The organism is uncultured Pigmentiphaga sp. (assembly GCF_937950555.1).
GTDB lineage: Bacteria > Pseudomonadota > Gammaproteobacteria > Burkholderiales > Burkholderiaceae_B > Pigmentiphaga.
On record NZ_CALFCW010000043.1, the window covers coordinates 77396 to 89633 of the forward strand.

At 66.2% G+C, this 12238-nt stretch carries 11 protein-coding genes; 5 read left to right on the plus strand and 6 right to left on the minus strand.

Annotated elements, in window-relative coordinates:
• Window positions 1-37: 37 nt before the first annotated feature.
• Window positions 38-1048: a porphobilinogen synthase gene (gene hemB, locus Q0319_RS11650; protein WP_299452680.1), complete on the plus strand. Its 1011-nt coding sequence runs from the start codon at window positions 38-40 to the stop codon at window positions 1046-1048.
• 4 nt (window positions 1049-1052) lie between these two features.
• Entirely contained in the window at window positions 1053-2255 is a 1203-nt protein-coding gene (locus Q0319_RS11655; protein ID WP_299452683.1) for a magnesium transporter CorA family protein, read from the plus strand.
• A 31-nt stretch (window positions 2256-2286) separates the two neighbouring features.
• Here Q0319_RS11655 and dsbD read toward each other — a convergent pair whose 3' ends face one another.
• The 4 genes from dsbD to Q0319_RS11675 are packed head-to-tail and all read right to left on the minus strand — an operon-like array spanning window position 2287 to window position 6377.
• On the minus strand, window positions 2287-4227 hold the full coding sequence (dsbD, locus tag Q0319_RS11660; protein ID WP_296466258.1) for a protein-disulfide reductase DsbD: 1941 nt from the start codon (window positions 4225-4227) through the stop codon (window positions 2287-2289).
• Window positions 4227-4568, minus strand: coding sequence for a divalent-cation tolerance protein CutA (cutA, locus tag Q0319_RS11665; RefSeq protein ID WP_296466261.1), 342 nt, complete (start codon window positions 4566-4568; stop codon window positions 4227-4229). Before cutA ends, dsbD begins: the two co-directional genes overlap by 1 nt.
• A gap of 28 nt (window positions 4569-4596) precedes the next feature.
• Window positions 4597-5406, minus strand: coding sequence for an ABC transporter permease (locus Q0319_RS11670; RefSeq protein ID WP_296466265.1), 810 nt, complete (start codon window positions 5404-5406; stop codon window positions 4597-4599).
• A 2-nt stretch (window positions 5407-5408) separates the two neighbouring features.
• A complete protein-coding gene (locus tag Q0319_RS11675) occupies window positions 5409-6377 on the minus strand; it encodes an ATP-binding cassette domain-containing protein (RefSeq protein WP_299452688.1) in 969 nt (322 codons plus the stop codon).
• Window positions 6378-6513: 136 nt separating this feature from the next.
• Here Q0319_RS11675 and Q0319_RS11680 point away from each other — a divergent pair, with 136 nt between their 5' ends.
• A complete protein-coding gene (locus tag Q0319_RS11680; protein ID WP_296466271.1) occupies window positions 6514-7611 on the plus strand; it encodes a PAS domain-containing protein in 1098 nt (365 codons plus the stop codon).
• Between the two features lie 12 nt (window positions 7612-7623).
• Here Q0319_RS11680 and yghX read toward each other — a convergent pair whose 3' ends face one another.
• The gene (gene yghX, locus Q0319_RS11685) at window positions 7624-8523 is read right to left on the minus strand and encodes a YghX family hydrolase (protein WP_299452693.1); all 900 of its coding nucleotides are present in this window, start codon (window positions 8521-8523) and stop codon (window positions 7624-7626) included.
• Window positions 8524-8721: 198 nt separating this feature from the next.
• On the opposite strand from yghX, the gene Q0319_RS11690 reads away from it, so the two are divergent.
• Together Q0319_RS11690 and Q0319_RS11695 are read left to right on the plus strand one after the other, a co-directional pair.
• On the plus strand, window positions 8722-9702 hold the full coding sequence (locus Q0319_RS11690) for a tripartite tricarboxylate transporter substrate binding protein (RefSeq protein WP_299452695.1): 981 nt from the start codon (window positions 8722-8724) through the stop codon (window positions 9700-9702).
• Window positions 9703-9782: 80 nt separating this feature from the next.
• The gene (locus tag Q0319_RS11695) at window positions 9783-11207 is read left to right on the plus strand and encodes an aldehyde dehydrogenase family protein (RefSeq protein ID WP_296466281.1); all 1425 of its coding nucleotides are present in this window, start codon (window positions 9783-9785) and stop codon (window positions 11205-11207) included.
• A 227-nt stretch (window positions 11208-11434) separates the two neighbouring features.
• Here the strand turns inward: Q0319_RS11695 and rplQ are convergent, their stop codons facing one another.
• Entirely contained in the window at window positions 11435-11824 is a 390-nt protein-coding gene (gene rplQ, locus Q0319_RS11700) for a 50S ribosomal protein L17 (protein WP_296466285.1), read from the minus strand.
• Between the last annotated feature and the right edge of the window lie 414 nt (window positions 11825-12238).

Sequence of the window (12238 nt, forward strand, 5' to 3'; positions counted from 1 at the left end):
CCCCCCGGCGCCCCGCCGTAACACTGGACGCAAAGCAATGAGCCAACACGAAGTATTCGCCGACTTTCCTGCCGGCAGGCCGCGCCGCCTGCGGCGCGACGATTTCACGCGACGCCTGGTGCGCGAGAGCCGGCTGTCGGCCGATGACCTGATTTATCCCGTTTTCGTCGCCGAGGGCACGGGGCTGCGCCAACCGGTGCCTTCGCTTCCCGGCGTCGAACGCTACAGCCTGGACACCCTCCTGCCCGTGGCCGAACAATGCGTCGAGCTGGGCATCCCGGTGCTGGCCCTCTTCCCCGTCATCGCCCCCGAGCTCAAGACCCCGGACGGTATCGAAGCCATCCGCCCCGACGGCCTCGTCCCGCGCGTGGTGGCCGAGCTCAAGAAACGCTTTCCCGAGCTGGGCGTCCTGACCGACGTCGCCCTCGACCCCTACACGAGCCACGGGCAAGACGGCGTCATCGACGAGACCGGCTACGTGTTGAATGAGCCCACGGTGGAAATCCTGGTCAAGCAGGCCCTGGTGCAGGCCGAGGCCGGCGTGGACATCGTCGCCCCGAGCGACATGATGGACGGCCGCATCGGCGCCATCCGGCAGGCGCTGGAAGCCGCCGGCCACATCCACACCCGCATCATGGCCTACTCGGCCAAGTACGCCAGCGCTTTCTACGGGCCGTTCCGCGACGCCGTGGGCTCGGCCGCCAACCTGGGCAAGTCGAACAAGGCGGCCTACCAGATGGACCCGGGCAACATCGACGAGGCACTGCGCGAGGTGGCGCTCGACCTGCGCGAAGGCGCCGACATGGTCATGGTCAAGCCGGGCATGCCGTACCTGGATGTCCTGCGCCGCGTCAAGGACACTTTCCGCGTCCCGACCTTCGCTTACCAGGTCAGCGGCGAGTATGCGATGCTGAAAGCGGCGTGCGCCAACGGCTGGCTCGACGAAGACAAAGTCGTGATGGAGGCCCTGCTAGGCTTCAAGCGTGCCGGGGCCGACGGCATCCTGACCTATTTCGCCCTCGACGCGGCCCGCAAGCTGAAGGGTTGAAGCCATGGACGTCCTCTGGATCCCGGAGAACGGAGGGCCCCGTCCAGAGAATGCGGCGCAGCTTGCAGCCAGCAAAGGTTTTTTCTGGATCGATGCGAGTGCCGAGGAAGTCGCGCCGGCCCCGGAGGACTGGCGAGCCCGGATCGAGCAATTGACCGGCGTGCACCTGCACGACTTGCATTTGCAGGATGCGGTGAACCCGGCCCACCCGTCGTATTTCGAAAACACGCTCACCTACGAGATGGTGGTGTTCCGGCGCATCGTGGCCGACCCGCCATCCGATGCGCCTGCGCCGGGGGGCCGCAAGCCCGCGATCCCGCTGATGGCCAACCTGCGCACTCGTCCTGTGGCGTTTTTCGTGCTGCCGCAGGCGCTGATCTCCGTGCGCCACGGCGCAAGCACGACGTGCGAAGCGATGAAGCGGCGCCTGGCCGAACAACGCGGCGAGCGCCTCCCGGAAGGGAGAGTCGAACGCTTGCAAAGCACCATCGGGCCGTTGACCCGCCCCCTATCGGGACCGGCCGAGCTGATGCTGCGGTTGCTCAACGGCATGGTCGACAAATACCTCGCGCTGCGGCAGCCGCTCACCCTGCACCTGGATCGATGGCAGCGCGAGCTGCTCAATCCCAGCGGCCGCTTCCACAATTGGCTGGCGCTGCTCGACGTCCGCATCGTCCTACGGCGCCTCGAAAGCATTTGCGAGGAACAGTACGACGCCTTGTCCGAGCTACGCGACGCGGCCATGGACCTTGACGAAGACGCGCGGGGCTCGGGGGCGTTCGACCAGCGTCGCGATGCGCTGCTGGTGCGCATCAATGACGTCATGGAACACGTCAACCGGGTCCTGAACCACGCCCGCCGCATGGAGTCATCGGTGGAAAACGCGGTGCAGCTCCACTTCTCCGCCACGGCCCACCGCACCAACCAAATCATGCGCATCCTGACGGTGGTCACCGTCATCTTCACGCCGCTCACCCTCATCACCGGCATCTTCGGCATGAATTTCGACCATCTCCCGCTGGTACACGAGCGCGGCGGGTTCTGGTGGCTGCTTGCCGGCATGGCACTGCTGGCGGCTTTGCTGTGGACCTGGTTTTCCGCCCGCAGGTACATCGAGACGCGACCTTACCGCGTCGCCGAAGCGCTGGCGCGCAAGGCAGGATGGCGAGCGGGCAGGAAGGAAGACGACCCCACGGAGCGGTTGTAGCCGCGCGCCGGGCCGGGCGGCGTCGATCGCGCTATGGCGCCGAGGCCGCCAGAACTTCGTCCAGCACCCGGGCAAAGCGCTCGGCGCCCTGAAAGCCGATGACGCGCTGCCCCAGCGGCTTGCCGCCCGGCGCGAAAAACACGATGCCTGGGGGCCCGAACAGCTTGAAGCGCCTGAGCAGTTCGCGGTCGTCCGCATTGTTGGCTGTCACGTCGGCCTGCACCAGGCGCAAATTGGCGAGGCGGCGGGCCACTTCGGGACGCGGGAAGGTGAACGCCTCCATCTCCTTGCACGACACGCACCAATCCGCATAGAAGTCCAGCATGACCGGCCGGTCGGAGGCGGCCAACAGGGCGTCGAGCTCGGCCACGCTGCGTACCCGCTCGAATACGGGCGGTCCAGCCACCGGCCTCGACATGGCGCCTTGCGGCGGACTCCAGAGCTCCGCGTCCCCGCCGGTCGCCGGGCCCGAGCCGCCGAGCGGCGCAAGCTCGGGCCCGGCACCGGCAGGCAGGCGCGCCGGCCCCGCGATATGCGCCAGCGGCTGCAGCGGATCGCGCCCCCCGCTGGCCAGGCCTACGGCCTGCAACACCCCGGCAAGCGCGAACAGCAGGCCCACGCCCTTCATCAAGCGGCGGCCGGTCCCTGCTCCCGCCGGCAGGGCATCGAAGGCATGCAGCAAGGAGGCAGCCAGGATCGCCAGCACGCTCCATCCGGCCATTTGCACCCACCCCGGCAGCACGGGCCACAACATCCACCATGCCACGGCAAGCAGCAGCATGCCGAAGAAACGTTTGACGTCGTCCATCCATGGCCCCGCCTTGGGTAGCAAGGCGCCGGCGGAAGCGCCCGCGACCAGCAGCGGCAAGCCCATGCCCCAAGCAAGCGCGAACAACGCGGCACCGCCCAGCCACAGGTCCCCGCTTTGCGAGACATAGAGCAGCGCGCCGGCAAGCGGTGCGGCCACGCACGGGCCGACGATCAGCGCGGAGACGGCACCCATGGCGAGCGCGCCCGTCACCCGTCCGCCGGGCAGCCGCGAAACGCGGTTCGACAAGGCGGTCTGCCAGCGCGAGGGAAGCTGGAAGGTGAATACGTCAAACATGGCCATCGCCAGTAACGCCAGCAGCACCGCGAAGGTCCCCAGCACCCACGGCGTCTGCAGCGCCGAGGCCAGGCTCACGCCGCTCAGTGCCGCCAGCAGCCCGGCGGCGGTGTAGACCACCGACATGCCGAACACATAGGCGGCCGCCAGCCCCAGGCCCCTGAGCCGAGGACGCCGGCCCGCGGACGCAGCATCTCCCACCACGATGGCGGACAAGATAGGCACCATGGGCAACACGCACGGCGTCAGCGACAACAGAACGCCCAGGCCAAGGAATATCAGAACGGTTTGCACGAGGCCGCTGCCCGACAGCATGTCCGCCAGGCTGACGTCATCAGCCTGCGCGAAGGCAGACCAACCGGAGCGCGCGACCGTGCCACCGTCGATTTGCGGCAATCCGCCAGCCGCCGAAGCCGGCCGGATGCCTATCTTTTGTTCGACGGGTGGGTAGCACAGCCCCGCGTCGGCGCAGCCCTGGCTAACCACGGTCAGCCCGAAGGGCGTCCCCTCTGGGATCGGCAGACGGGCGGCGACCGAACCGCGATAGGTCTCCACCTCTTTGTCGAAGGTTTGGTCGAACTTCACCTGGCCGGGCGGCAACTGCGGTTTGCCGAGCATCACGTCGGCAGGCTCGGGCACGAACCGGAATTGCTCGCGATACATGTAGTAACCGGGCGCGATCTGCCAGGACAGCTCGATGGCGTCCGGCGCCACGGCGCGGGCGGAGAAACGAAACGCCTGCTCCGGCGGCAGGAAATCCTGCGCGAGCAGCGTCCCCGGCAGGCCGGCAAACCCCAGCCACAGCAGGCAGGCCAGCACCCGCCCGAAGCGGGAGCCGAGAGCGGCAATGAAGCGGAACATGGACATCAGTCTCGTACTTCTTGCCTGACCCAATCCAGGTAGGCCGGCAATCCTTCGGTTATCGGCACGGCGATGATTTCGGGCACCTCGTACGGATGCAGCCGGGCAATCGCCTCCTGCACGGCCGGCAGGCGGGCGGCCGTGGTCTTGATGAAAAGCGGAACCTCGTCGGCGGACTCCACGTTTCCCTCCCATCGATAGATGGACCACACCGGTGCGCCGACGTTCACGCAGGCCGCCAGCCGCTCTTGCACCAGATGCGAGGCAATGCGCCGGGCCGCTTCCGCGTCCGGCGCATTGCTCAAGACGAGCACGGCGTCGTCGGCACGATGCGAGTGCGCCATCATAATCTCCTCGATCTCTCCATTTCCCGGGTCAACGCAACAAGCGCCGCCGCATCAGGGCGGTTGCCAGCCAAGTCGCGGCCACGGCCGTGGCCGCCAGGTGCAACACCTGCGGCCAGACCTGCTCGGGCACGCGTCCCAGCACCAAGGGCCTGACCAGCTCCACGGCCGACGCCAAGGGCAACAGGCGCACAACGTGCACAAGCCCGTCAGGCAACTGCGATACCGGGAAGAATACGCCGGACAGGAAGACCATAGGGGTCACACCAAGCGTGAAGTAATACAGGAAAAAGTCGAAGCTTTTCGCCAGCGCGGACATCACTAGCGCCAGGGCGGCAAAGGAGAGCCCGATGAGCGCGACGACGAGCGGAACCCAGGCCAAGGTCGGCGCGCGCGAGATGTCGAGCGCGATCACGACCAGCAGGATGGCGATGCCGCTCTTCATGCTCTTGGCTGCTGCCCAGAGGACTTCGGCCAGCACGACATCGTCGAGCGAAAGCGGCGTATTGAGCATCGCGTCCCAGGAACGCTGGATATGCAGCCGGGAGAAGGTGCTGTAGGTCGCCTCGAACGTCGCGGCATAGAGCGAGCCCATGCAAATGGACCCGGCAGCCAGGAAAGTGACATACGGAACGCCCTCGACCCCGGGCAGGAGGCTGCCCAGTCCATAGCCCAGCGCAAGCAGCATTACCATGGGATCCATGACGTCACCGAGAATGGTGGTCAGGGCGGTCTTGCGCCATACCAGGAAATTGCGCCGAAGCACCGGGATGCACCCCATGCCCGGCCGCGGCAACGCCCACATGCCGCGCCCTGCCGCGGCCCGACTGTTCTCCCGCACGGTCACGCTCCTTCGCGCAGGTCGCGGCCGGCGATGCGCAAGAACAAATCCTCCAGGTTCGCCGGCCGGTGCAGGTAACGCAACCTGCCCCCTTGCCGCAGCGAGTCCAGGACGGGAGCCGGGTCGGAGGTGTAGCAGTAAATGGTTGCGCCGCTGACCTCCACCCTCCCCGGCAAGCCTGCCCGGTGGCGCTCGAGCCAGCCCAACGCATCTTCGCCGTAGACCTCCACCACCTCCGGCTCGAGATGGCGCGCGATCAGCTCCTGCGGGGCGCCTTCGGCGATCATGCGGCCATGGTCGATGACGCCCAGGCGATCGCACAGGCGCTCGGCTTCATCCATGAAATGCGTGGTCAACAGAATCGTCTTGCCTTGCGCCAACAAGGCCTTCAGGCGCTCCCAGATCAGGTGGCGCGCCTGGGGGTCGAGCCCCGTGGTGGGCTCGTCCATCACGATCAATTCAGGATCGTTGACCAGCGCACGCGCCAGCGTCAGCCGCCGCTTCATGCCCCCGGACAATTCATTGATGCGCGCCTTGCGCTTGGAAGCCAGCGACGCGAAATCGAGCAAGCCCGGAATACGGCGACGGATTTCAGCATCGCGCAAGCCGAAATAACGCCCGAACACGAGCAGATTCTCTTCGACGGTGAAGTCGGGATCGAGGCTATCGATCTGCGGCACCACGCCGACCCGCGCCCGGGCGCGGCGGGCCTGCCCCGGCATGTCGTATCCGAGCAGCCGGATGACGCCACCGTCGATAGGCGTCAAGCCCAGTACGGCGCGCAGCGTGGTCGTTTTCCCGGCACCGTTGGGGCCGAGCAAACCGTAACACTCGCCGCGCGCGATCTGGAAGGACAAGCCGCCTACGATCACGCGGTCGCCATACCGCTTCTCGAGCCCTTCGACCCGTAAAGCGGTTTCGGCATCAGGGGCCGGAGAGATTGCCCGGACTTGCAACGCGGGGGTGCTCATGCAGGAATAGTACCCTGTCGAGCCGTACCCCGTTCCGATCGCGTGCCCCGGCCACCGCGAGGCAACATTGTAAAAATGAGTTGCTTCTTGGCCGGATAAGTAACATAATGTTACTTATGTACTTCGAGGTCTCGCGATGGGCAGCACTCCTACCCTGGAAACCTACGAGGCGTTGATCGAGCGGTGCTACGAAAGCGTGCTCGACGCATCCCGCTGGTCCGGCCTCCTGGCAAGCCTGGTCGCGGCGAGCGGTCGGCAGTGCGGAGCCATGGCCGTCGGCAACCCTGGCCGGGCGCAAGCCACCGTCATGGCGTCCGTCGAATGCGATCCCGCCGCCGTTCAAGCCTACAACGACCGCTACGGCAAGATCGATCCCGTCCGCCCCTGGATCGCCTCCCACGAGGCAGGACAGTGGTGCCACGACAAGCGCGACCTCGGCAACGAGGTCGTGGCCAACCACCCCTACTACCGGGAATTCCAGCTCGCCTACGGCTTCGACGACCGCGCCTCCATCCAATTGAGCACTGAAGGCACGCCGGTCTACCTTGCGCTGCTCACGGCCATAGGCGTCCAGCCGGAAACGGTGCACGACGAACTGCTCGTCCGCATCGCGCCCCACTTGAAGCGCGCGGGGCGGATGTTCCAAGCCATGGCTCCCCTGCGCGAGAGCCTGGCCCAGCGGAACCGCCTGCTCGACAGCCTCCCCACGCCGCTGTGGCTGCTCGACGAAGAACGGCGGGTGACGTACCGCAACGCCGCAGCAGAACGCTACAGCGCCCTAGCGGACGGCGCGCTGGTAGAACGCGCGGGGCGGCTCGAGCCCCGGCATGCCCCGATCGAACGCCTGGCCCAGGCCATCGCGGACGCCCTGGGCCGAACCGCGCCGGCGCGCGGAACGCGCATCGGCCCGTCGTCAGCCGGCGGTGCGGAAATACTCGTCTCCCCGCTGCCGGACGATCACCCCGGGAATCCGCTAGCGCGGCCGCTGGTCGCCGTCAGCGTCCTGGATGCCGCGCTGCAAGTGCAACGGGTGGCCGCACTGTTCCAGTTCAGCCGCGCCGAGTCACGGCTAGCCGCGCGATTGCAAGCAGGATGCAGCCTGGCCGAATATGCGCAAAGCCAAGGCGTCGCGTTGAGCACGGCCCGCACGCAGTTGCGCGCACTCTTTGCCAAGACCGGCACGCACCGGCAAGGGGAACTCGTCAGCCTGCTGCTCCGGCTGTCGGCGCACTGAGCGTGTGCCCGCTTACGATCCTTGCGGGATGAGGTAGCGGCGAAACCACCCGATGGTGCGTTCCCACGCGAGCTTCGCGGCCGCCTCGTCGTAGCGCGGGGTCGAATCGTTGTGGAACCCATGGTTCACGCCCGGGTAAATGTATGCCTCGTAAATCTTGCCCGAGGCTTTGAGTGCCGCCTCGTACGCCGGCCATCCTTCGTTGATGCCCTTGTCCAATTCGGCATAGTGGAGCAGGAGCGGCGCGCGTATGCGGGACACGTCTTCCGGCCGGGGCTGACGGCCGTAGAACGGCACCGCGGCCGCTAATTCCGGGTACGCCACGGCCGCCGCGTTGGCCACGCCGCCGCCATAACAAAATCCCGTGATGCCGACCTTCCCGGTCGTCAAATCGCCCCGCATCAAGAACTCGATGGCGGCGAAGAAATCATTCATGAGCTTGGCCGGGTCCACCCGGCTCTGCAGCTCGCGGCCCTTGTCGTCATTACCTGGATAACCACCCACCGAACTCAGGCCGTCGGGCGCCAGGGCCAGGAACCCGGCCTTGGCGACCCGGCGTGCGACGTCCTCGATATAGGGATTCAATCCGCGGTTCTCGTGCACGACCACCACGCCCGGCACTGTGCCGGCGATCCTCGCCGGACGCACCAGGTAGCCGCGCACCGAGCCATGCCCCTTGGGCGAAGGATAGGTGATGTATTCGGCGACGATGTCCGGGTCGGTGAAAGATACCTGCTGGGCCAGCGCATAGTCCGGGCTCAGCGCAGCGAGTAGTCCGCCTGCGGTGAGCCCACCCACCGCAAATACGCTGGCCCTATCGAGGAACTCCCGCCGGGATATGCGGCCATGGACGTAATAGTCGTAGAGCTCGAGCAAGGCGGGGTCGAAATCTTCGGCGGCAAGACGGGCCATGGCGGCTCCTTTCCGTGGGCATCGTCGGCTTTGCGCATCACCATACACGGGAAACTCCACGCAAGGTATTGCGGGAAGCGCGCACCGGCTTCCGATGCAATGCGTCAATTTCTGTGGCCGAAAACTCCAAAAAATACCGTTGTCCGGCCAGTCGATACGCAGGAGACTGCACAAACTATAACTACTCGGAGACAACCCATGAAGATGGCCGCCATTTCCCGCGCCCTGGCATTGACCGCAGGAATTCTTCCGCTCCTTCCGGGTGTCGCGCAAGCCCAGAGCGACTGGCCGAGCAAACCCGTTCGCATCATTGCCTCGTTCGCCCCCGGAGGTAGCTCGGACCTGGTCGCGCGCCAGGTCGCCCAACACCTGACCAACCGCTACGGGCAGCAATTCATCGTCGAGAACCGGGCTGGCGCCGGCGGCAATATCGGCGTGGACTTCGTGGCCAAGTCCGCGCCAGACGGCTACACCCTCGGACTGGCGACCTCGGGACCGCTGGCCAACAACAAGTCTCTGTACAACCCCATGCCGTTCGACCCGGAAAAAGACCTGACGCCGATCGCGCTGGTGGGAGAAATCCCCCTGATGATCGCCGTCAACCCGTCGGTCAAGGCGAATACCCTCGCGGAGCTCATCGCCCTGAGCAAGTCCTCGCCGCAGCCACTGAGCATCGGCAACCCCGGCAACGGTACCATCGGACACCTGGCCGTCGAGTACCTACGCATCAATAACGGCGCCCAATTCCAATCCATTCCGTACAAAGGCGACGCGCCGGCCATGGCGGGCGCGCTGAGCGGTTCGGTGGCGGGCGTCTCTGCACCGGTGACCTCGCTCACGCCCCAGGTCCAGGCCGGCAAGCTCAGGGCCTTGGCCGTGACCGCCGCGAACCGGTTCTCCGGCCTGCCGGAGCTAGTCACCGCCAACGAGCAGGGCGTTCCGCTCGAAGCTACCGTCTGGAGCGCCCTGATCGGCCCGGCCGGCCTTCCCGGGCACGTCGTCAAGTCGCTGAACGAGGAAATCAACAAATACACCAACTCGTCCGAGGGCAAGGCCAAGTTGGCTTCGCTGGGCATGTCGGCGCTTTCCGGCACGCCTGCGCAGCTGCAGCAAAAGATGGCATCCGAAGCAGCGAAATGGAAACGCATCGTCGAGGCGGCCAAGATCTCGGTCGAGTAGCGCATGCCGGCCGGCCCTGAGGGGCCGGCCGCGCCAACCAGGCGGTGCAACCGCGCGCCGCCATCGACAGTAGGAGCAAGATGGAAAACCGGAAGTTCTACATCGACGGTGCCTGGGTCGATCCCATCGCGCCCTCCGCCCTGGACGTCGTCAATCCCGCCACCGAAGAGCCGTTTGCACAGATCAGCCTAGGCTCCAAGGCGGACGTGGATCGCGCAGTCGCGGCAGCCAAGCGTGCCTTTGCGAGCTATTCGGAAACCCGCGTCGAGGAACGGCTCGGATGGCTGCGGAAGATCATCGAAGGATTCCGCGCGCGCCTGCCCGACCTGGCCAGGATGATGACCCTGGAGATGGGCGCGCCCATCACCTTCGCGACGGAAAGACAGGCTACCGTAGCGCTGTTTCATTTCGAGGAAGCCGCACGCGTGCTGGCGGAATATCCGTTCGAAGTGCGCATGGGCAACGGCATCGTGCGCCGCGAGCCGATAGGCGTGTGCGGTCTCATCACGCCGTGGAACTGGCCGCTGAACCAAGTGGCCTCCAAGGTGGCGCCCGCGCTCGCGACCGGCTGCACCGTCGTCCTCAAGCCGAGCGAGATCGCGCCGCTGAGCGCCATGATGATCGCCGAGATCATCCACGAGGCCGGCCTGCCCGCGGGGGTCTTCAACCTCGTCAACGGTGACGGGCCAACCGTGGGAGAAGCGATCGCCTCCCATCCCGACGTCGACTTCGTCTCGTTCACCGGGTCCACTGCGGCCGGCATCAGGGTAGCCAAGCTCGCCGCCGATACCGTCAAGCGCGTCGCACAGGAACTGGGCGGCAAGTCCGCGAACATCATCCTGGACGACGCCGACCTGCGTGCTGCCGTCATCGCCGGGGTACACGCCTGCAACACGAATGGCGGACAAAACTGCCAATCGCCCACCCGCATGCTCGTCCCTCGGGCCAAGCGTCAGGCGGCGTTCGATGCGGCGCGCGAAGCCATCGCAGCCACGCGCCTCGGCGACCCGCTCGATCAGGCCACCACCATGGGGCCCTTGGTGAGCAAGGCGCAGTACGACAGAGTGCAGGCCCTCATCCAGTCAGGCATCGACGAAGGGGCCACGCTGGTTGCCGGAGGTACTGGGAAGCCCGAAGGCTTTGCGCGCGGCTATTACGTCCGTCCGACCGTCTTCGGGGACGTCACCTCCCGGATGCGCATCGCGCAGGAAGAAATCTTCGGTCCGGTCCTCTCGATCATGAGTTACGACACAGAGGAAGAGGCCATCGCCATCGCCAACGACACGCCCTTTGGGTTGGCTGGCTTCGTGCAGTCCGGCGACCCCGCGCGGGCGCGGCGAGTCGCCAACCGCATCCGCGCCGGGCGCGTCTACATCAACGGCGCGCCGTTCGACCGCAGCCTGCCTTTCGGCGGCTACAAGCAATCCGGGAACGGGCGAGAGTTCGGCGTGTTCGGATTCGAGGAATACCTCGAGGTCAAGGCCATACTGGGGGCCTCCGAGTAAGTTCGCCTCCAAGGCCGGGAGGCGTGCCGGTCGGCTTTCGGGCCACGGCGCGCCCGCGCGCGATAAAAAAATCCCCATCCGGCTCGCGCCGCATGGGGATTCGTATCCACCAACCATAGTCCGGACGGGCCGCAGCGCCGTCCGGCCGGGCTTTCCGCGACGGTGCTTTTCCAGGGCACCCGCGTCAGCGGAATACCCCATCCGGCACCGGCGCGCAGTCTCGGTGATTACTCGGCCTTTTCTTCCGCCTCAGCGGGGGCCGCGCGGTCGACCAGCTCCATGTAGGCCATGGGAGCATTGTCGCCCTGGCGGAAACCCATCTTCAGGATACGGGTGTAGCCACCATTGCGCTCCTTGAAGCGGGGCCCGATGTCGGCGAACAGCTTGACCACCACGTCGCGATCGCGCAGGCGCGCAAACGCCAGGCGCTTGTTGGCCAGCGTGGGTTCCTTGCCCAGGGTGATCAGCGGCTCGACGATGCGACGCAGTTCCTTGGCCTTGGGCAGGGTGGTCTTAATGGCTTCGTGCGTCAGCAGCGCGACGGCCATGTTGCGGAACATGGCCAGGCGGTGGCTGCTGGTGCGGTTGAGTTTACGAAGACCGTGACGGTGACGCATGATGACTTCCTTTATGAATCTAATTGCGGCAATGCCGCAGGGTTTCCAGCTCTTCTATCGGCGAAATGCCGCGGGCCGGTGGGGAAAAGTTTTCTTCAGGTACTACGTTTGGTCGGGCCTCAGGGCCTTTCCAGGCCCAGGGGCCCGTTACTACCTTTTTGGCTCCGGCCGGCCCTTTCGGGCCTTAACTTGGGCTCACGCCCAAGTTAGCCTGCGCCGAAACTGGCCCTACTGGACCACGCCCAGCGTGCCGAGCGAGTTTTGGCTCCGGCCGGCCCTTTCGGGCCTTAACTTGGGCTCACGCCCAAGTTAGCCTACGCCGAAACTGGCCCTACTGGACCACGCCCAGCGTGCCGGGCGAGTTTTGGCTCCGGCCGGCCCTTCGGGCCTTAACTTGGGCTCACGCCCAAGTTA